The sequence below is a fragment of the Neobacillus ginsengisoli genome (genome assembly GCF_030813055.1).
Window position 1 is genome coordinate 722,420 of the sequence record NZ_JAUSTW010000001.1, and the last position, 20,559, is coordinate 742,978.

The 20,559-nt window shown below is 37.1% G+C and carries 21 protein-coding genes and 4 pseudogenes; 14 read left to right on the forward strand and 11 right to left on the reverse strand.

From position 1 onward, the window contains the following. Window positions 1–25 precede the first annotated feature (25 nt). Together J2S10_RS03855 and J2S10_RS03860 are read left to right on the forward strand one after the other, a co-directional pair. Window positions 26–226, forward strand: a complete 201-nt coding sequence (locus J2S10_RS03855; protein ID WP_370876155.1) for a DUF378 domain-containing protein — start codon at window positions 26–28, stop codon at window positions 224–226. Beyond that, window positions 205–739: pseudogene (locus J2S10_RS03860) on the forward strand (UV DNA damage repair endonuclease UvsE); the annotation flags it as partial. The gene J2S10_RS03855 and the pseudogene J2S10_RS03860, both read left to right, overlap by 22 nt. A 35-nt stretch (window positions 740–774) precedes the next feature. Here J2S10_RS03860 and J2S10_RS03865 read toward each other — a convergent pair. Both J2S10_RS03865 and J2S10_RS03870 read right to left on the reverse strand, forming a co-directional pair. After that, the gene (locus J2S10_RS03865; RefSeq protein WP_307404562.1) at window positions 775–1,203 is read right to left on the reverse strand and encodes a pyridoxamine 5'-phosphate oxidase family protein; all 429 of its coding nucleotides are present in this window, start codon (window positions 1,201–1,203) and stop codon (window positions 775–777) included. A 191-nt stretch (window positions 1,204–1,394) separates the two neighbouring features. Next, window positions 1,395–1,532 (reverse strand): hypothetical protein, encoded by a 138-nt coding sequence (locus J2S10_RS03870; protein ID WP_307405168.1) that lies wholly within the window; start codon window positions 1,530–1,532, stop codon window positions 1,395–1,397. A 168-nt stretch (window positions 1,533–1,700) separates the two neighbouring features. Between J2S10_RS03870 and J2S10_RS03875 the strand changes: the two genes are divergently transcribed. The 3 genes from J2S10_RS03875 (at window position 1,701) to splB (ending at window position 3,231) form a co-directional block, all read left to right on the forward strand. Continuing rightward, window positions 1,701–1,856, forward strand: coding sequence for a hypothetical protein (locus J2S10_RS03875; protein ID WP_307404564.1), 156 nt, complete (start codon window positions 1,701–1,703; stop codon window positions 1,854–1,856). An 85-nt stretch (window positions 1,857–1,941) separates the two neighbouring features. After that, window positions 1,942–2,187 (forward strand): transcriptional regulator SplA domain-containing protein, encoded by a 246-nt coding sequence (locus tag J2S10_RS03880; RefSeq protein ID WP_307405142.1) that lies wholly within the window; start codon window positions 1,942–1,944, stop codon window positions 2,185–2,187. Window positions 2,188–2,202: 15 nt separating this feature from the next. After that, a complete protein-coding gene (gene splB, locus J2S10_RS03885; protein ID WP_307404566.1) occupies window positions 2,203–3,231 on the forward strand; it encodes a spore photoproduct lyase in 1,029 nt (342 codons plus the stop codon). A gap of 203 nt (window positions 3,232–3,434) precedes the next feature. Here splB and J2S10_RS27380 read toward each other — a convergent pair whose 3' ends face one another. Further along, entirely contained in the window at window positions 3,435–3,773 is a 339-nt protein-coding gene (locus tag J2S10_RS27380; RefSeq protein ID WP_370876156.1) for an HXXEE domain-containing protein, read from the reverse strand. Between the two features lie 359 nt (window positions 3,774–4,132). Between J2S10_RS27380 and J2S10_RS03890 the strand changes: the two genes are divergently transcribed. Both J2S10_RS03890 and J2S10_RS03895 read left to right on the forward strand, forming a co-directional pair. Further along, window positions 4,133–4,420, forward strand: coding sequence for a transposase (locus J2S10_RS03890; protein WP_307404568.1), 288 nt, complete (start codon window positions 4,133–4,135; stop codon window positions 4,418–4,420). 274 nt (window positions 4,421–4,694) lie between these two features. Further along, a pseudogene (locus J2S10_RS03895) lies at window positions 4,695–5,856 on the forward strand (IS3 family transposase). Between the two features lie 108 nt (window positions 5,857–5,964). On the opposite strand, the gene J2S10_RS03905 reads toward J2S10_RS03895, so the two are convergent. The 3 genes and pseudogenes from J2S10_RS03905 to J2S10_RS03915 all read right to left on the reverse strand — a co-directional run. Beyond that, the gene (locus tag J2S10_RS03905) at window positions 5,965–6,138 is read right to left on the reverse strand and encodes a YusG family protein (protein WP_307404570.1); all 174 of its coding nucleotides are present in this window, start codon (window positions 6,136–6,138) and stop codon (window positions 5,965–5,967) included. A 181-nt stretch (window positions 6,139–6,319) separates the two neighbouring features. Then, complete coding sequence (locus J2S10_RS03910) at window positions 6,320–7,369, reverse strand: cytochrome d ubiquinol oxidase subunit II (protein ID WP_307404571.1); 1,050 nt, start codon at window positions 7,367–7,369, stop codon at window positions 6,320–6,322. A gap of 13 nt (window positions 7,370–7,382) precedes the next feature. After that, window positions 7,383–7,634: pseudogene (locus tag J2S10_RS03915) on the reverse strand (cytochrome ubiquinol oxidase subunit I); the annotation flags it as partial. A gap of 237 nt (window positions 7,635–7,871) precedes the next feature. On the opposite strand from J2S10_RS03915, the gene J2S10_RS03920 reads away from it, so the two are divergent. Then, on the forward strand, window positions 7,872–8,843 hold the full coding sequence (locus J2S10_RS03920; RefSeq protein WP_307404573.1) for an aromatic ring-hydroxylating oxygenase subunit alpha: 972 nt from the start codon (window positions 7,872–7,874) through the stop codon (window positions 8,841–8,843). 104 nt (window positions 8,844–8,947) lie between these two features. Here the strand turns inward: J2S10_RS03920 and J2S10_RS03925 are convergent, their stop codons facing one another. Continuing rightward, complete coding sequence (locus J2S10_RS03925; protein ID WP_307404575.1) at window positions 8,948–9,451, reverse strand: staygreen family protein; 504 nt, start codon at window positions 9,449–9,451, stop codon at window positions 8,948–8,950. A gap of 40 nt (window positions 9,452–9,491) precedes the next feature. On the opposite strand from J2S10_RS03925, the gene J2S10_RS03930 reads away from it, so the two are divergent. Beyond that, window positions 9,492–9,785, forward strand: coding sequence for a DUF378 domain-containing protein (locus J2S10_RS03930; RefSeq protein WP_307404577.1), 294 nt, complete (start codon window positions 9,492–9,494; stop codon window positions 9,783–9,785). Between the two features lie 311 nt (window positions 9,786–10,096). Here J2S10_RS03930 and J2S10_RS03935 read toward each other — a convergent pair. The 4 genes and pseudogenes from J2S10_RS03935 to J2S10_RS03950 all read right to left on the reverse strand — a co-directional run. Beyond that, window positions 10,097–10,420: pseudogene (locus tag J2S10_RS03935) on the reverse strand (carboxymuconolactone decarboxylase family protein); the annotation flags it as partial. 58 nt (window positions 10,421–10,478) lie between these two features. Then, entirely contained in the window at window positions 10,479–10,652 is a 174-nt protein-coding gene (locus tag J2S10_RS03940) for an asparagine synthase (RefSeq protein WP_307404578.1), read from the reverse strand. Between the two features lie 830 nt (window positions 10,653–11,482). Beyond that, a complete protein-coding gene (locus J2S10_RS03945) occupies window positions 11,483–11,620 on the reverse strand; it encodes a hypothetical protein (protein WP_307404580.1) in 138 nt (45 codons plus the stop codon). A gap of 971 nt (window positions 11,621–12,591) precedes the next feature. Next, window positions 12,592–13,242 carry a GntR family transcriptional regulator gene (locus tag J2S10_RS03950; protein WP_307405146.1) on the reverse strand — a complete coding sequence of 217 codons (651 nt, stop codon included), beginning with the start codon at window positions 13,240–13,242 and terminating at the stop codon, window positions 12,592–12,594. 535 nt (window positions 13,243–13,777) lie between these two features. Here J2S10_RS03950 and J2S10_RS03955 point away from each other — a divergent pair. The 5 genes from J2S10_RS03955 to mmuM all read left to right on the forward strand — a co-directional run bounded on the left by J2S10_RS03955 (window position 13,778) and on the right by mmuM (window position 20,543). Next, window positions 13,778–14,992: a cystathionine gamma-synthase family protein gene (locus J2S10_RS03955; protein WP_307404582.1), complete on the forward strand. Its 1,215-nt coding sequence runs from the start codon at window positions 13,778–13,780 to the stop codon at window positions 14,990–14,992. 36 nt (window positions 14,993–15,028) lie between these two features. After that, entirely contained in the window at window positions 15,029–16,069 is a 1,041-nt protein-coding gene (locus tag J2S10_RS03960; protein ID WP_307404584.1) for a homoserine dehydrogenase, read from the forward strand. 55 nt (window positions 16,070–16,124) lie between these two features. Beyond that, window positions 16,125–17,579 (forward strand): aldehyde dehydrogenase family protein, encoded by a 1,455-nt coding sequence (locus J2S10_RS03965; RefSeq protein WP_307404588.1) that lies wholly within the window; start codon window positions 16,125–16,127, stop codon window positions 17,577–17,579. 212 nt (window positions 17,580–17,791) lie between these two features. After that, complete coding sequence (locus J2S10_RS03970; RefSeq protein ID WP_307404590.1) at window positions 17,792–19,228, forward strand: amino acid permease; 1,437 nt, start codon at window positions 17,792–17,794, stop codon at window positions 19,226–19,228. Between the two features lie 382 nt (window positions 19,229–19,610). Further along, a complete protein-coding gene (gene mmuM, locus J2S10_RS03975) occupies window positions 19,611–20,543 on the forward strand; it encodes a homocysteine S-methyltransferase (RefSeq protein ID WP_307404592.1) in 933 nt (310 codons plus the stop codon). Window positions 20,544–20,559: the final 16 nt, after the last annotated feature.

Sequence of the window (20,559 nt, forward strand, 5' to 3'; positions counted from 1 at the left end):
TTAATTGAATAAGACTTTCAAAAAAATGGATGTTTATGGCTTTTTTAGATTCGATTTAGTAGAATCGAGGTTTCGTGGACAAGGTGCATTTTTATCAAGCTTGATTTACGGTCTCGTAGTACTAAGTAGATTTGTTTCTATAAACCTTTTATTTGCCCCCAAAGCTAATGATGTCAATGGGTATGGTAGCTGTAGCAAATGTAGAAGATGCATTATTTACTATTAAAAGGGATGGGGATTGACCCGACTCATCGCTGTGTCGTGCATGTGAGAGGCAATTATCAGAAGACCGATAATTGGATGGTCGTCCCCAAATCGATTTAAAAAATGATGATGCTTGAAAATGACGATACTTCATTTATACTAGAGGATACTTTTTACTTATGTGAGAAACTGGATATTCCGCTTGTATTCGATTATCATCATCACCTTGCTCATCATCGAAATCCCGATTGGATAGTTCATTGGGATCGAGTCATCCAAACGTGGAGGGATTCTCCTCTTCGTGTAAAAATGCATATTTCCAGTCCAAAAAGCCAAAAAGCATTTCGTCATCATACAGATTTTGTTGACATAGATATGTTCTTTCAGTTCTTAAAAGAAATCAAGGGCAGTGTTCGATTGACTGCATGATTGAAGCGAAAAGCAATGTGACGAAGCCCTGTTTCATTTAATGGAAGAGATTAAAACGAGGGAGGATGTGGAAATCATTGATGGCTCTTCGTTTCATTTAAAATGATAGGAAGAGCCAATGATGTAATTTATTAATACTAATTAGTTTTTCAACGAGAATTCCTGAGGTGGTTCTCCGGTTAGGTTTAAGATACGGACCGTTTCAGGCTGTATTTTAAGAAGTACGTAGTTCGGATCATTCGGACCTTCAAACCATTTATTAAACGATTCTTCCCAGAATTGATTTTTCAAAGCCTCTGTATCATTAATGGATGAGGTGCCTAAAATTTCAACATAGGCATCGCTTTGTCCTTTCTCTTCATAACCTAGCAATACAGATACGTATGGATTGTTTTCAATTTCGTCCATTTTTTCAGTGTCCTTTTTCGTTGGTGAATATAATGTTAGGTCCTCATTGTAAAATGTCATATATCGTGAATGAGGTTTATTATTTTCAACCGATGCAAGGATGCCTGTTTTGTGATTAGAGATTATGTTAACAACCTTTTCTTTAAAATCTTGATCGCTCATTTATTTTCCTCCTATGGATTGGTTTCTCTTTATTTTCCACTAAAGCATGGAAAAAAAACTGTAAAAAATTCGTAGGTGCTTTTCCGGTGATCATTAAGTGTTTTTAGGAAACTAATAATCCATTGATCGAACTAAAGACTTGTTAGAGTTGCCTCTTGCCTCTTCTCCGGTTTTAGCCCATCTGCTTTTATTTAGATATAGCCGTCATTATCCAATGGTGTTTGAAATTGATCAAGCCCAATATTGACAATATGCTTGATGACAAAAGGTGTTCCAAACTCAATCAATGCACTGGAATGATCTAAAGCACAACCAAAACATTGAATCATTTTTCCTTCACTCCTGTATAAAAGCTCAAGGTACTATTTTTAACCAAAAAAAGAATAAAATACCCAAGCTTTCAGTGAGGAATGGGAAATATTATTTTCTCTTTTTTATCATGCTTCGAATAACTTCAGGGATGTAACAAATCCTAATGAACAAAGGGGGTGCTTATATTGTCAAACCAGCAACGTACTAATGGCGAGAAACAAAGAGGGCAATCCGGTAATCAACCGGGTTTAGGATCGAAGTACCATGAGGAACATGCAGGAAAGGTTACCGGTTACGGACAACCTGACTCAGTCGCTAAAGAGGCTTACACAAATAGTTGATAAGCCTTTATTATAATCATTTTACGCCCTTTGCTGCGTTTGTTCTGTTATAAAAATAAGAACACTTAAAGGATGGTGAATGGGAATGAAAGTAAACCCTGAGTATACCTCCCATAATCCAGGAGATGTTGTCTACGTCTTTTATCGTAATCCACATACACAGGACATTGCAAATGTTCAGGAAGCGGCTGTTGTGAATAATCCGGATAATCCTGGTGAATTGGCTATATTTCTATATGAAACCTATTATCCTCTAACAAACGAAATGGCTGTTTACTCAAGTGAGGCTGATGCGATCTCGGCCTATGAACGGTATTTTGGATATGAATAGAATGGGGATTGTCACATGAACAAACCATTTATGCCGCAGCTCGTTTACTTCGAACCAGATGCATTGGAATATCCTCTTGGGCAGGAATTAAAGGGAAAATTTGAAAAAATGGATGTGGAAATTCGTTATACTACTTCACATAATCAAGTCAGAAACCTTCCTGGTGATACTGATTTTCAAAGATATAGGATTGCAAAATCAACACTAGTAGTCGGTATAAGAAAAACACTTAAGTTTGATACGTCGAAGCCATCTGCGGAATATGCCATCCCGTTTGCGACGGGCTGCATGGGGCATTGCCATTATTGTTATTTGCAAACGACGATGGGTTCGAAGCCTTATATTCGTACATACGTAAATGTGGAGGATATTTTAGATGCTGCTGATCGGTATATGGAAGAACGAGCGCCCGAAATTACAAGATTTGAAGCATCTTGTACATCTGATATTGTCGGACTCGATCATCTGACACATACGTTAAAGCGGGCTATTGAGCATTTTGGGAATTCGGAGTTTGGCAAGCTGCGTTTTGTCACAAAATTTCATTATGTCGATCACTTACTTGATGCTGAACATAAAGGAAAAACGAGATTTCGCTTTAGTGTAAACGCGGATTATGTGATAAAAAATTTTGAGCCTGGGACCTCTCCGTTAGCAAAACGGATCGAGGCAGCGGGAAAAGTGGCAAGAGCTGGCTATCCATTAGGGTTCATTGTGGCACCCATCTATCTTCATGAAGGCTGGGAGGAAGGCTATTATCATTTGTTTAAACGACTTGACGCAGAATTACCAATGGATGCAAGGGACGATATCACATTTGAATTTATTCAACACCGGTTCACGAAGCCAGCTAAGCGAGTGATTGGAAAAAATTACCCGATGACAAAATTAGAATTAGATGAGTCTTCCAGAAGGTATAAATGGGGGAAATACGGCATCGGTAAATATATTTATCAAAAAGAGGAAGAAGAGGATATAAAAAGTCATCTTTATTCCTACATGGAAAAGTTTTTCCCAAATGCTAAATTGGAATACTTTACCTAAAAGATCAAAATAACTTCTGTTAAAACACACGATATTTCATTTTGAAAAATTGTGTGTTTTTTTTCTTTCCGGAGCTCTTTTAAAGTAACTAGTATATAATTTCTCGTGTTGAAGCTTATATTAAGGGCTTTTTTTAATGTTGAAATTTAGCGGAATGTTTGCGGTATCCTAATTTATTTAGCTGATTTATTGGATGAAATTGATTAGCGGATTAATCGACTTCCTAAAAGATTCCCTATAAGAAAAATTGGTACCATTAAAATGCTGATGGGAATACTTTCGAATAGTAAATGTCTGTCTATAAGACTCAATTCAAACAAGTGGTAATAAGTAAGAAGAGAATAAGGAATTACCATAAATATCCCCGTTATGACATCAGGCGAATAACCCCGGAAAATGATAGTTTGACCAATATGAGAAAAGACCTGTAGCAAAAATACATTTAATGCAGCTGTATATAGAAGAAAGTTTTCTCCGGTTGGAAGAAGATAGGCGGTTATAAATGTGATAAATGAAATAATAAGCAAAATCCATGCAATCATAATAGAATGTTGGGCGGATTTCGCACCCAATTTTTTTAACGACTAACGTAAGTTTGGCGAGGAAAGTTTTTGGAAACTGTTTGAATGTAGCAAAATTCATGTAATGTCTCTAGCATCTTTTGTTTATTAGATAATTGATTTTCCACAAAGTAATAGACTTCTATAAATTATTCGAACGATAATAAAAACTAAATTAAGCTAAAAAAAAATGATTTTCACCCCATTATGCATGTCTAACTAATACTTATTTTTATGCTCTGAAACGAATTTCATTAGTATATTAGTGAAATACTAAAATAAATTTCAAAATAATTTTGTGGAGTAGACACTAATTAAGTCTGTGTATAGAAGGTGATATTGTGAAGATTTTCTTAGTTCTAACAAGTATTGTACTTCCTATAATTATGTTCTTTTTACAAAAATTCCAGGTGAAATTCCGTATTATTTTTAATTTAGGTGCCGTTGTATCAGCAATTATATTTGGAGATATTGCCTCTATGTCTGTTTATAAAATCATTAAAGATAATACTGTATTTATGACCAATATCCATTCCATCTTTCTAAATCCATTATTCTTATCAACTGGGGGTTATTTAGGGATATATTTCATTTATCGACTGATAATAATTACCGTAGATGAATTATAAATGTCGTGTTTTTCCTTGTAATTGTTGAACGGAAAATATTTTTTGAGCTTTTTGAACACACATTCCTTCGTTTGGTATTAAACCGACTATTAAATACAAAAGATAAGGTTGAATCTTAGCTGTTGAACGGAAGGAGGTGCATGCTGTTTTTCTAGCCATAAATGAAAACAGCATGCTTTATCTACTGCATTGGTATTATCCCCTACAGGTAGACATTAAAAAAAGAGGACATGATATGATGTTCTTAATAGTCTTCCTGGGAGGGGATTTTTCTATGGCAAAAAAAGGACAAACCTTTACATTATATACTGAAGAATTAAAACGTGAAGTAGTTCGTTTGAAGTTGGAGGAGGGCTGGTCCTATCGTCAGCTTCGTGAACGATTCGGGATAAACAGTGATGCACAAATTGCTGAGTGGGTAAAGAAAGTAAAAAATAATGAGTCGTTTGAGGATAATCGTGGACAGTGGAATAAAAAGCATTTTAACAGCTTAGAAGAAGAGAATGCTTATTTGAAAGCGCAAGTGGAATATCTAAAAAAGCGCAATCCAAATCTACACGGGAAGGAGTGGTCTTAAAATCTAAAAGGTTTCAAATTATTGATGAATTAAGGAGAAATCATCCACTTGCGTGGCTTCTCAAAATTGGCGAAGTTTCAAAAGCTGGGTACTATAAATGGCGCGGTAGTCGTTCAAAAATGTCTATACGTATGGAAGAGGATGTAACGATTAAAGGGCATATATTAGCAATTCATAAGCTACACCCTTACTATGGTTATAAGCGAATGACGAGGGCTTTATCCAGAGAAGGAATAATTGTGGTAAATCATAAGCGTGTACGTCGTTTAATGAGGGAATTAGGAATAAAATCAGTAATACGTAAGAAAAGACCTTTCTACGGACGTAGAGGCTCGGTTGTATTTCCTAATGTCCTAAACAGAGAATGTTACGCAGAGAATCGGTTTGAAAAGCTCGTAACTGACATTACATATGTACGAGTTGGAGACAATTTTGCCTATCTATCAGCCGTTTTAGATTTATATAACAATGAGATTGTCGCTTGGAAAATATCTGAAAGAAACGACCTTGAATTAGTGTTAGACACTTTGAAGCAATTAAAAGGAAAACCATTTACTGAAAAAGCGCTCATTCACTCAGATCAAGGATTCAATATACAACCAAGGCTTATGAGAAACAAGTAAAAGAGCTTAAAATACAAGGAAGTCATTCCAGAAAAGGAAATTGCCATGATAATGCCTGTATTGAATGTTTCTTCTCTCATCTAAAGACCGAGAAGTTGTATTTAGTTCGTCCTAAAACGATAGATCAAGCGTTTCTGGCTATTAAGGAATATATTCAATTTTACAATAAAGATCGATTTCAAGAAAAATTTAACGGCCTTTCCCCCATTGAATACCGAGAAAAGGCCGCAGCTTAGTATACTCTTTTTTTCATTGTCTACTTGACAGGGTTATGTGCACATCGCACTAAATCAATAACATTTTTTAAGTGATTTACATATTCCATTGGATTGCATTCAAGTAGTTTAGCACCAGCCGCCATCATCACATTCTGTGTATTTGGCATCTGGGTGATCAGTAACCGTGACATGCTGATATATTTTTTGCTGATCTGCTTCAAAATGATGTTCTAATTCATATTGAATATTATTAGGAAGCTTTATTTTTCCAATATAGGTATCCTCTAAAAATAACTCCATTTCTCCATTTCTAATTTTACCGGTTACACAGTCTGTCACTCAATCTTTTGTTCTTTTACCGCCATCTTTTTTCCACCCTCTTAATTCATTTAAGTTTAGATTCCCCCACTATAGAAAAAGGAATTGTGGAAATTAAATGAAGCCCCCCTAATGTGTTAGAGTTTCGATGAAAATTAAATTATTATTTTATATCTGGCTTGGGCTTTTTTACCCTAAGATAGCGTTTATCATTCATAAATAAACTCCAAAAGTATACAAAACCTGGAAATAATATTGCAAAGCCTACAATGTATGTAATGAATACTGCTCTAAAAGAATTTGGATCCGTAAAAGCAGAATGAATGGTTACATCTGGATAGATTATGTATGGCAAATGAGCACGTCCATAAACATAGCTTGCAGTCATATATTGTAGTGTAACTGCAATAACAGAAAGACGCGGCATCCCTCTGTATCCTGGTTTAAAGGAAGGAAGAATTAAACCAAGACCCCCAACAAGAAAAAGGAATAATGATAAAAACAAAATGGGCGAGTTTTGCATCATTTTATCAAAGAGCCAGTCGGTTTCATTTTTTAATGTAAGCAAGATTAGAAATGCGGTTATCAGAGAAATAGGTCCCATAATAAGAGCATCGCGACGATAAGTATCATATGCTTCTTTTTCATTTGAAGCCTTCGAATAATCGGCCAATAAAAGAGATGAAAGAAAAAGCGTGCTTGAAATCGCAAACGCAAAAAAGGCATACTCATTCATGCTTGAAAATAGTTTGGCCAAATTCAGCTGTTGGCTGCCATTTGAAAAATCAACAAAATTTCCATGTGTGATTGGTAGAACGCTTATAAGTAAGCCCGGAATTAAAATTCCGCATATCCCGGAAACATACGTAAGTGGTGGTTTTTTATACTCTTCGGCAATATGAGAAAATACCAGGAAAGCACTTCTGACTGTCAAAAGGAGCAGGATAATGCTTCCCGGAATCAGCAACACAGTGCCAAGAGTATAGGCTGCTTTGAGGAATAAGCTATAAATAGCTACAACCAAGGCTACGATAAATGTATTTGTTACTTCCCAGGTAGGGGAAAGATACCGGTTGGCAATATTCGTCGCTTTTGTTTTTGTTTTATTGATGTAGAGCATAGACCAAAATCCAGCACCAAAGTCCATTGTAGCCATGATGGAATAAATAAACACAAAACCCCATAATATCGTTATCGCCAGGTAAACATCCATCTATTTGCCCTCCTTAGGAATTGGAACCTGTGAGTGATACATTTTTTTGCTCTGTACGATTGATATCTTCAAGGACTGGATTCTTTTTAAAATAATATAAAAGAACCAAGATAGCGGAGACCGCCAAAACCATATAAATGGCAACAAACAAAGTGAACAGAAGTCCGAGGTTTCCGGCCGTTGTTACGGAGTCAGCTGTTGAAAGCTTATGATAAATCGTCCAGGGCTGTCTTCCGGTACAGGCGAAAATGATCCAAGTAATTTCCCCCTTAGATATGGTAAAGAACTTTCTTTGCGAGTTCACTCTATATTGTCTTATAATGAAACAAAAAATATGTAATGATTACCACTAATTCCAATAATATTAATTGAGGATAAAAGAGACTTAGTAAATGGGGACCTAATGCACAAAGTATTACCAAATTGTGGGATATTTAAGCTCTCTAAAAATAAAGTTAATATGCGTTCAGGGGATTCTTGATATTTAAAAGGAGGAGAAAAAATGGAAGATAACATTAATCGTGTATTCCCCTCTGCTTGGTATGCGATAGCTTTTTCTACAGAAATTAAAAAGAAGCCAATTCGAAGAAAAGTGATTGGGCGAAATCTAGTACTGTTTCGAGACAGCCAAGGCAAGGTAAATGCGATTTACGCTTATTGTCCTCATAGAGGAGCAGATTTATCTCTAGGTTGTGTGAAAAATGACACTTTAATGTGTCATTACCATGGATGGAAGTTTAATGGAGATGGAAAGTGTGTGGAAATTCCCTCTCAGCCGCATAATCCTGTTCCAAAGTTTGCTCATACGGTGTTCTATCAAGTAAGAGAAGAGGCTGGACTCATCTGGATATATCCTGATCCTAATGTAAAAGAGACTCCTGAATTTCAAGTAATGCCAGATTTAAAAGATACTAAGTTCCGTTTAGCACCTTATAAAGCACATTGGAATGCTCACTTTACGAGGGTGGTAGAAAGTGTACTAGACGTAGCACACCTTGTATTCGTGCATAAAAAGACCATAGGAAAGAATGCAAATGAAGAGATAAAAGAACTTAATTATACACATGAAGGAGATAAAATTATCATTCGCAATGGTGGAGGATTGTTGGAATATTCGTTCCCGCAGCAATGGATTCTCAAACCAGTTGAGAGTACTAAAAATGCATTCATCAATTATGTAACCTTTACTCCCATTGATGAGGAGAAAACAATGATATTCGGGTATGCTGGACGTACGTTTGGAAGGAATATTCCATTTATGGATGGGATTTTCTCCAAATATAGCCTTAAGGTGTTAGATGAGGATAAATCTGTCGTAGAAAGTCAGCATCCGAGACCAATCCCTGAAGCACTTCGAATGGAAGCTCATGTCTTTGCAGATGGTCCACAAATTGCATTTCGAAAACGATGGTTTACTTTTCTATCAGAGGAAGAAGATAAAATAAAACTTGATGAGCGTGTCAACGTGATTTAATACCGTTCTGCAATAATCAAATGGCTCAAACCCTTCCATATTTAAGCACCACTCCATTGGTATGGTTCGTATGGATGGGTTATTTATATAAAATAGTAGGTAATTTAATTTATATATTGACGAGGTGTCCCATAGTAAAGTTCTTGATTGAGCTGTGGAAAAGTGGAATTGAATTGTATAAATATAGGCGAGTTGGATAAATTAGGATGGAATGTGAAAAATTTACGATCAGCATAAATTATGGCAGTTAGAGCAAGAGTAGCTTCTCGCTGGAAGATTTGAAACCTCCTTATGGAAGTAGACTCGTCGAATTCTCCTCCACTCACATAAACTTTCCCTCTAAGCAGATAGTGCCCTTTTAGTGAAATCCATTCTGCTAAAAACTCGTCTCGCAAATTTTTATTAATGACTGAAAGGTTGTAGGAACAACCAATGCTTAAAAATAATTCTCCAGTTATATCAGAATGTGTCAAGGTATACTTTCGACCATCAACTGGACTGGATTCGGAAGCAGGGGGCATAAATGTTACTCTTAATTTAGAAGCATTAAACTTACTAATAACAAACCCTCCTTTCATTAATGTTCCATAAATTACTTTGTCTTGCATTAAACGAAGTTTTTATAGGATAAAAAGGAGGTGTATAACCATGAGAGTGATACAAATGATTGGCTTAGCCCTAACTATAATTGGTGCAATTAACTGGGGATTGATTGGTTTTTTTAAATTTGATTTGGTGGCAACGATATTTGGCGGGCAAGGTTCCTTTTTATCAAGATTAATGTATGCCCTTGTTGGAATAAGTGGATTGGTTTGCATAAGTCTATTATTTGATCCAGAGCCAAAATCAACATATGATATGAACCGGGTTGGCAAAAGAAATTTGAATTATTTCACTGAATTCGGTGAGGATGAAGATTTATCAGATCTTAAAAAAGATTAATCCCTAATAATCAGGAAGACTTATTCTTCCTATTCTCTGTAGCTTCTCCTTTATCATATATGCTTGATATAATAAAAATATTAATTTTCGCTGTGATACTAAGAAAACAAAAAAATATTATGAGATTAATCTTTGAATGGCTGGAATTTTGTAAAACAGCCAGCTCCTTAATATCAGTTTACTTATTTGGTGTAAATTATACGGTTTCTAAATGTAAACATTAATATACCGACCAGAAAGAGCAGTCCAATTCAAATTAGTTGGACTGCTAATTAGGTGTTATTTAAGGTTTTATTCTTCAGAATTAGTTCTTATTGCTTTATTTTATTGAAATCATCCATTACTCGTTGTACTAAGGTTACTGCCTGACTCATTACTGCACCGCCGCCGAATGCAGCGGTTACTCCGATTGCCTCTAATATTTCTTGTTCTGAACACCCTTGATCCAAGCATCCCTTTAAATGGTAAATGATACAGTATTCATCTTGGGCATGAATACTGATGCCAAGTGCTATTAATTGCTTTTCTTTCTTACTTAATGTATCCTCTTGAAAACATATTTCTGTAAATTCATTATATGCTCTTACTATATTTGGCATTTTTTTAGTAAAGGTACCAAGCCCTTGCTTATAATTTTATATAACGAAGCTTCTATTTGACTTTGTAATTCCAATCATTTCACTCCTTAAAGTGTTAATGACTATGCTCAATAAGGTCAATCGTACCCAATACAATGTGTGCTAACCCAAAACCGAATATAGTATTAGCCACCATTTTATTGCTTCGGCGGTTCTGTTTCAGTGCGTAACCAGTAGCAGTTACCGCTGTACCTAAAACAGTTGGTATCAGACCTTCTCTAATGTTCACTCTTTTTACCTCCAAGTGTGCCGTCGAAAGTAGAACATTCTCGAGGAACGTTCATCAATAGTTTTTTTAAAACAAATCTTTAGGTACGAGAGAAGATATTCCAGTATCATCTGCATCCCAGAGAAAAATAAGGCAGATAAAAAATAACACCTTTAACTTAAAAAAAGGTAATCAGAGGAATTAATGTTATTTAAGTGAATTAGTAATGAGCTGTATAATAAGTAGGGTGCTTCAACAAGCTAAAGTAGCAATCATAATAATTATCTTGATCTTCCGCAATCGGGCGCTATTGTTGAAGAAGGATAAATAAAAAAGTCGATTCCTTATTGTCTTAGGAATTAGGCTTTTTTGTGCTAGAGAAGTCCTTTTCTTTTGGAGATACCTCCAATAGGAATCCTTCCTATAAAATATGTAGAATTCATTTTTTATATTTAATTTGTAAACTATGTTGATTTATATAGCTAAAATCATAAAATCGACACCAAGGGAATACTACATAGTTTACTTTGTGTTGAAAATATACTGGGTAAAGGTGTGCCGTAACATTTGCTATCAATATAGTGAAGTCGATTTTTTTCATTTTTAGAAAATGATACTTTCTTTATAATTTAAAAAATTGGTAGAATTAGTTATTAATTGTTTGAATTTATCAACGAAAGTCCTGTATTGATACAATAAGCATTGAGAATTATAAGTATTACTTACTGTAAATGATGGTAATAGTCAAATTTGAAAAAATTTTCCCGTAACATAACTACTGTTAACAATAGAAAGAACTCGTAATTGTCCTGAGCCCTAGAAGGCCTATCTAGAGCCTTTTTTATTTTAGTCTAATATTCAATATCATATGAGTCCATTTTAGTCTCTTCCTTTGAATAATAATCATCATACATCATTCCAAGGAGTTTCCAACGCTCTCCATTCTCCAATTCCTTTATCATTTTAATTAATTCTTCAGCAGTTTTCATTTCCAATTAGCCCATTTTCGCATAATATTATCATCCTTGCTTTACAAATGAAATTTTATAGATACAAGGACAACACAGACAAGATAAGAAATCAAATCAGTCTGAATACAATATCTTGAGGTGTTGCCACCATGAATTTTGAATACAAAGAAACTGGAACTTTTAATGCAGAAAAGGCAGCAAAAGGTCTGATCGAATTAGCTCAGAAAATCAAGAAGGGTGATAAGAAGAATGATAAAAAAGTAAGCTGACTCATGACCAATTAGGACATGAGTTTACTTTTTTTAGTAGCCAGTAAAAATTGCAGATTAACAGATATAATATGGCTTGTCCGCCTAATCTGCCCAATGATTAGATGTATTGTTTTTCTTGCTCAGTGGACACACCGTTCGACCGACACCAAGGGAATACAATATAGTTGACATTATGTTGTATTATGTTTGATTAAAAAACAAACGAATTAGAAATAGGTAGCACATTTGCTTAAGTAACACCCGCAGGCTTAAGCCTGCTTTATAGCCTTCAAGGTTATTTGTTCAAATATTAAGAAACAAATAATCAATGGAAGGGATTTTTTTACATATACAGAATGATTAAGGGGAGGTCAATAAATGGAGGACCTGATGCTGATTTAAAATAAAGTCCGAAAATTTATAAAAAAGATTGATAATTTATAATAAAGTTTGATTAAAAGTTCTATATGTTACGCAGGATTTTCTTGTTCTATAATCGGGCCATATAATTGATATCGGTAATAACATAATTTATAAAATTGGAATAATAAAATGAGTGGGCTAACTTGATTAAAAAGTGAAATGGTATGAATATTACTTTGTTAAATTGTGGATGAAGGCTGGGGGCGCTGACAAGAGCGCCGTATCATGTCTTTACGGGGAATCGAAATTTACCTAGGAAAATCATTTGACTCAAATTATTTTTCTAGTAAATCATTTTAACCGGCCCCATATATTCTATATCATATCGATATGAGTTATTTTCCAATGTTCATTCTTAATCAGGTGCTCCAAGCTTTCTTTGTCTTTAGTGTTAAAGTAATCAATAATTTGTTTATGCTGTTCATTCATTTGTTCTAATGCTGTAAAGAGTTTTTCTTCGTCTTTACTTAAATAAATCTGCCTGACAAAACTATTCTGTAAAGAATCAAGAAGCTCAATTAATGTAGAGTTGTAACATTTATCAATGTATACTTTATGGAATTGGTTTTGGTATTTTTGATAATCTGTATAATTTTTCTGAGAAATGGAAAGGTCGATTTTCCTAACCAACTCTTCCATTAGTTCTATGTCATCTTCGGTCAAATTCTCCAGAGCTAAAGTGGCTGCAAAGGCATCTAGTACACCAACAACACTAAAAACATCGAGCTTTTTCTTGGTATCAATTTCTTTAACGATAAATCCTCTTCGAGGAAAGAACTCTAGTAAATTTTCAGAAGCTAGTTGGATTAAGGCTTCCCTTACAGGGGTTCTGCTTACTTCTAATTTCTCGCTTAGTGCTATTTCATTTATCTTTTGATTGGGAAGCAATGTTCCATTCTGAATTCCTGTGGATATATAATCATATACATGATCTTTTAGTGATCGGTACCTCTTTTTGATAGTTATTCCCCCCTGAGTTAAAAAAAGTGGAAATTCTCGCTTTTTATATTAGCATGAGCACCCAAATTCATCAATATCTCTTCAATATCGTCCCAAAGTAACTCACTATCCTTTTAAATCTATTGTCTCCAAGTCTAATATGTTATGAATCGATGCATATTAGATTCCTATTTTAGGAAAATAAAAAGAATAGGGAAGAAGCGGAGCGGTGGTTTTTTAAGACCAGCCAATACAAATATATCTTAATTATTAAAACTAGACAGTTAAATTTTAAAATATTTTTTTAAAATTTAACATTGAAAATGGAAAAGGTCCATTATATAATCTTCCTACGGATATTTTTCAGATAATTCAGCGTATTATACATTATACAATATATTGTATAATTTAAAGTGTCTTAGTAAGAAGGTGTCCAAAGAACGCACTAATTAAAAATGAGAAGTGCAAACAATTTAGCGTAAAGGGGGATTTTTGCTAATGAAATTTAGTTGGGATACAAAAGGACATTTTCAAAATTATAAAAATGAGAGGTGGTAGAAACATGAGTGAAAGAAACTTTAAAGATATACAAGACGGTACAAAAGCTGTATGGGCAGGAGAAAAAGAATCTCTTGCTTACAATGCAACCCAAGTTCCTGTGGTGCTTAGTGTAGCCTACAATTACGATGACGTGGATGAGTGGCAAGAGGTTGCTATCGGAAATAAACCTGGACATATTTACAATCGAATGACAAATCCAACTGTGCAAGCTTTTGAAGAAAAAGTACGAATTCTTGAGGGAGCGGAGGAAGCGATTGGTTTCTCATCAGGAATGGCCGCTATTAGCAGCACCTTATATACATTTTTAAGGCCTGGAGACCGGGTAATATCCGTAAAAGACACCTATGGGGGAACTAATAAAATCTTTACTGAATTCTTACCGAATATCGATGTAAATGTAACGTTATGCAACACTGGAAATCATGAAGAAATTGAAGCTGAAGTGGCCGAAGGATGTAAGGTTTTATATTTGGAGTCTCCAACCAACCCTACCATGAAAATTACGGATATTGAGAGAATGGTGAGAGCTGGAAAATCGGTGGGGGCAATGGTGATAATAGACAATACTTTTGCTACTCCTATTAATCAAAATCCAATTCAATTAGGAGTTGATATTGTCATCCATAGTGCCACTAAATTTTTAAGCGGACATGCCGATGCGTTAGGGGGTGTGGTGTGCGGCTCCAAAGAACTGATGAAAAGAGTTTATCACTATCGGGAAATTAATGGAGCAACCATGGATCCGTGGTCAGCTTATCTGATTTTAAGAGGGATGAAAACGTTAAAACTTCGTGTTCGACAGCAAGAAAAGAGTGCAATGGCGATTGCAAAGTATCTGCAAAAGCAAAAGCTTGTGGAAGCAGTTTATTACCCTGGATTAGAAACACACCCACATCACCAAATTGCAAAGAAACAGATGAAGGGTTTCGGCGGAATATTAAGTTTTGTATTGAAAGATGAAATGGAGGCGATAAAAATTTTATTGCCAAAACTGCAATATGCAAACAGAGCCGGGAACCTTGGGGCTGTTGAAACGATATACGGACCTGCAAGAACGACCAGTCATGTCGAATGTACGCTCGAAGAACGTAAAGCTCTTGGAATTCCGGAGGGTTTGGTCCGTATCTCAGTAGGAATTGAAGATACGGAAGATCTTATTTCCGATTTAGAACAAGCCTTTGCCTATTTGGAGTCGCAGCTTCCGGTTACCCGCTGAAAATAAAAAATAGTCGAATGGAAGAGGGATTAAGTAATGACACATAAAATTGCATTGCTTGGATTTGGTGTAGTTGGTCAAGGGTTGGCAGAAATTATAGAAGAAAAAGGTGAATCGTTACGCAGTGGATTTGGCTTTGATGCAAAAATTGTTGCCATTTCCGACAGCCTTAAGGGTTCTCTGTATCATCCGGAAGGCTTGGATATTTCTAAAGCATTACAAGCTGTAAAGGAAACAGGAAAACTGGATAGTTACCCTGAAACCCCCGGTTTGGTAAGAGGATGGGATAGCTTTCAGACAATACGTGAGAGTAATGCGGACACCATAGTAGAAATTACTTTCACAGATGTAAAAACAGGACAACCTGCCATCGATCATTGTAAGGCAGCATTTGAAAGCAAAAAGAACGTAGTAATGAGCAATAAAGGTCCGGTTTCTTTGGCTTATCAGGAGCTAGCCGAGTTAGCCGGAAAGAATGATGTCAGATGGGGCTTTGAAGGAACAGTGATGAGTGGGACACCTGCATTGCGAATGCCCCTCGTTTCGTTGGCAGGAAATACTATTTCTGAAATGCGGGGGATATTAAATGGAACGACTAATTATATTTTAACCAAAATGGAAGAAGGCTTGAGCTATGAGGCAGCATTGGCTGAGGCACAAGCTCTTGGCTATGCAGAGGCAGATCCTACAAGCGATGTTGAGGGGTATGATGCTCAATATAAAGCTACTATTCTTGCTAATATTGTCATGAATATTCCGATGAAACGAGAAGAAGTAGAATGTGAAGGAATTAGTCATCTTACACAGCAAGATATTCAATGGGCAAAAAAGGAAGGGAAAAGGTGGAAACTTATTGCTAAATGCATAAAAGATGGCGAGAAAGTAATCGCAAAGGTAGGCCCTGAAGCGATACCGCTTACAGATCCTTTAGCCGGAGTTTTGGGAGCACAAAATGCTATAATGTATAATTGTGATTTAGCCGGTCCGATTACGCTAATTGGTGCCGGAGCCGGCCGCAAAGAAACAGGATTCTCGATTCTTATTGATTTAATTAATATTAGCCGTGGTCAATTGTAATCTTGTTCCCTAGTAAAATTACAAAATGGAAAATTACTTATATGAGGTGATTTCAATGACATTTATGGAAGCGTTAACAAAGGAAAACAAGATGTTTCTGGCCGGAAAGTGGGTATCCCGCGCCAAAACCATTGAAGTCTTCGATCCGCAGGATCATCGTTTAATCGCAACAGTCCCTGCCGCTAATGAGGAGGATGTACTTTTTACGATAGAGGAGGCAAAAAAGGGAGCAAAAATTGCCGCGGACATGTCAACACACGAAAGAATTGCGATTCTGAATCGTGCTGCCGACTGGATTTATGAGCATAAGGAAAAATTTGCAACCACTATTGCTAGTGAGGGAAGTAAAACAATTAAAGAGGCGAGAAAAGAAGTATTGCGTTGTATTGAGACCCTTCGTATTAGTGCTGAAGAGGCAAGGAGAATTAATGGAGAAACAATTTTATTTGACCAAATGCCGGGAAGTGAAGGCCGCATGGGATATTATTATCGTTTTCCTATTGGCATTATTTTGGCTATAACGCCTTTTAACGATCCATTAAACCTTGTTGCACATAAAGTGGGGCCTGCTATCGCTGCCGGAAATGCCATCATCGTAAAACCCGCACCCGCAACACCATTAAGCGCTCTTTTATTGGCAGAAGCCTTTGAAAATGCAGGTTTGCCGCCTAAAGTATTATCCGTTATTACGGGGTATCCAAGTGATATGGGAGAGAGTCTAATTACCCATCCGTCCATACGAATGATCTCCTTTACAGGTGGACTTGCCACCGGCCAAGCGATTATGCAGAAGGCAGGCCTGAAAAAGATGAGTATGGAGTTGGGCTCGAACTCACCGGTAATCGTACTGGAAGACGCTGATGTGGAAGAAGCGGTTGAATCGACAGTATCCGGCGCCTTTTGGGCTGCAGGTCAAAATTGCCTCGGAGTGCAAAGAGTATATGTTCAAGAAGGTATTTATCGGGACTTTGTCGGAAGGTTCCTTACCCGTACTCAACAGTATCGGGTAGGTAATAAACGATCAGAGGAAACCGACATGGGGCCGATGATTTCAGAGGATGAAGCAAAGCGGGTGGAGAGTTGGGTTAATGATGCTGTTGAAAAAGGCGCGAATTTGCTGTGTGGCGGCAAACGTAAGGGTTCTTTTTATTACCCAACTGTTTTAGAAAATGTACCGGCAGATTGCAAGCTGGCAACTGAAGAAGTTTTCGGACCGGTTGTGACCATTTACAGCGTTCCCGATCTGGATACGGCTATTTTCCAATCTAACAATGTGGAGTTCGGCTTACAGGCAGGTATCTTCACTCAAAATTTAGATAAGGCATTGGCAGCTATACACAAGCTGGATGTAGGCGGGGTTATGGTAAATGATAGCTCTGATTATCGTATAGATGCTATGCCTTTTGGGGGTGTGAAGGGTTCGGGCTTAGGCCGTGAAGGAATTAAGTTTGCACTTCAAGAAATGACGGAACCAAAAGTTGTTTGTTTTAAAGTTTCAAATAAGAGATAATATGAAAACGACTCTTCATAATCGCTTTATAGGAATTGACCGTTATTGGTCAATCCTTCCGCAAAAATATCTGACTTTCCTGTAAATAAATATGAATTTTATGTATTTAACTTTGAGTTACTTTAAATAGTGCAGGCAGCTAGGTGTATCTACCCTAAAGTAAATAGAAAAGATGATGGTACCGCATTACATATAAAAAAGGAGGAGACAGGATGCTGGAAACAAATAATACCGATCAAAATCAGTTAAAGCGTACAATGCAAAGCAGACATTTGTTCATGATTTCGCTAGGAGGGGTAATTGGAACAGGCCTTTTTCTAAGCACAGGCTATACGATTAATCAAGCCGGTCCGGGAGGTACGATTCTCGCTTATTTGGTTGGCGCACTGATTATGTATCTTGTTATGCTATGCCTTGGTGAATTAACTGTAGCTATGCCGGTAACCGGTTCATTTCAAACGTATGCTACAAAGTATGTCGGTCCTGCTACCGGGTTCACCATTGGGGTGATGTACTGGCTTACTTGGGTGGTTACGGTAGGTTCGGAATTTACCGCAGCAGGTCTATTGATGAAGAGGTGGTTCCCTGATACTTCCGTTTGGATATGGAGTGCCATCTTTGCGATTGCCCTTTTTCTGCTAAACGCCTTTTCAGTGAAATTTTTTGCTGAAGCCGAATTTTGGTTTGCCGGTATTAAAGTAATTACGATTATTTTATTTATCGTATTGGGGGGAGCAGCGATGTTTGGCTTCATTCCTATGAAAGGCCATGAAACTGCCCCGATGTTTTCCCATTTTACCGGTGAAGGAGGTCTTTTCCCCAATGGATTGCTTCCGGTTTTAATGGCTATGATTTCCGTGAACTTTGCCTTTTCAGGTACAGAACTTATTGGTGTTACCGCCGGGGAAAGTGAAAATCCCGACAAAGACATTCCGCGATCGATTAGAAACGTAATTTGGAGAACTGTCTTTTTCTTTATTGGCGCGATATTTGTATTATCCGGATTAATATCTTGGAAGGAAGCCGGAGTCATAGAAAGTCCGTTCGTTATGGTTTTTGACAATATAGGGATTCCTTATGCTGCTGATATTATGAACTTTGTTATTCTTACCGCTTTACTATCCGTAGCAAATTCCGGTCTCTATGCATCTACCCGTATGGTATGGTCGCTTTCAAATGAAAAAACAATAAGCCCTCTCTTAGGAAAGGTAACTTCAAGAGGAGTACCGCTTAATGCTTTAATTGTTAGTATGGCAGTAGCCTGCTTGTCATTATTCTCCAGTGTAGTTGCACCAGATACGGTTTATTTAGTGCTTGTGGCTATATCAGGATTTGCGGTGGTAATCGTATGGATGGGAATTGTGTTATCGCAGTATATGTTCCGCAAGCGTTTTATTGAAGAGGGTGGGAATATTAAAAATTTGAAATTCCGAACACCACTTTATCCCTTCGTGCCCATCACTGCTTTTGTTTTATGTTTCGCTTCTTGTGTAGGACTTGCTTTCGATCAAAGCCAACGAATTGCCCTGTATAGCGGAGTACCCTTCATTGCTTTATGCTATTTTTTCTACTATATTAAAAATCGTGGAAAGAAGAATCAATTAGATTCTCATGATGAACTTGATCAATATATAGAGAATATTAAGTAGAGAGGGTCTGGTGTAAGAGATCCATTAAACTGGAATATACTACTGATACTATCGGGGGTGATGTAAAAAACTGTAAATAAAATAAAAATACGTACAAAATCTTCGGTTGTCAGACTGTTAAGCTATTAATCCAATCCATTGCTGAATGAATTTCACCTGACTTTGGACAGACTTCTCCGCAGGAGAATCTGTCCTTTTTGACCAAATTCATCGCTTCGACTCTACCTAAAATCTGTTTAACTTAAGTAACGGCCAAGACATTTTTCCAACTTTGGTCTTAATTGATGAACTCAATGAACACTGATGATATAAGAAATAGAAAGTCCTCGTCCTTTCATCATTTCTACGGGATCAGAAAATTGACTGTAGCGGAGGTACTACAATGAATCCTATTGAAAACATATTACAGAAATTCCCGCTAGTTATACTAGACGGTGCAATGGCAACTGAGCTTGAGCGTCATGGCTGTGATTTGAACGACAGCCTTTGGTCGGCAACCATACTTATGGAAAATCCGGAGCTTATCAAACAGGTACATACGGATTATTTTACAGCGGGAGCTGACTGTGCTATCACCGCCAGTTACCAGGCAACTGTCGAAGGATTTGCCCGACGCGGTTTAAGTGAGGGTGAAGCGCTAATTCTCATCCAGACATCCGTCCAGATAGCCTTAAAAGCACGCGATGAATTCTGGGGAAAATCCGAGAACCGGTCAAACCGGCCGAAGCCTTTAGTAGCCGGTTCAATAGGGCCATATGGCGCATTCCTTGCTGACGGATCTGAATATCGAGGAGATTATACGTTGACCGAAGATGAACTTATGAATTTCCATAGGCCCCGTATGAAAGCCCTGATTGATGCCGGTGCCGATATCCTTGCCTGCGAAACTATTCCATGTTTGATGGAGGCCAGAGCAATCGTCAGGTTATTAGAAGAGTTCCCCAGAACCTATGCATGGATCAGCTTCAGTGCAAAAGACGGGCTGCATATTAGTGATGGAACCCCAGTTGTTGAGTGTGCAGAATGGCTGGATAAACATGATCAAGTGACTGCCGTCGGCATAAACTGCACTCGGCCCCAGTACATTTCTTCGTTGATAAAAAAAGTGCACAGTCACACAGTCAAACCCATCATCGTATATCCAAATTTAGGCGAGCAGTACGATGCAGTCACCAAAACTTGGCATGGGGCATCATCCGAAGAAACCTACGGCGACAGTACCCATCACTGGTATGAATGCGGTGCCCGATTGATTGGCGGTTGCTGCAGGACAAAACCGGAGAATATAACGACCATTGCTGCATGGGCGAGGTAAGAATAAAAAAGCAAAG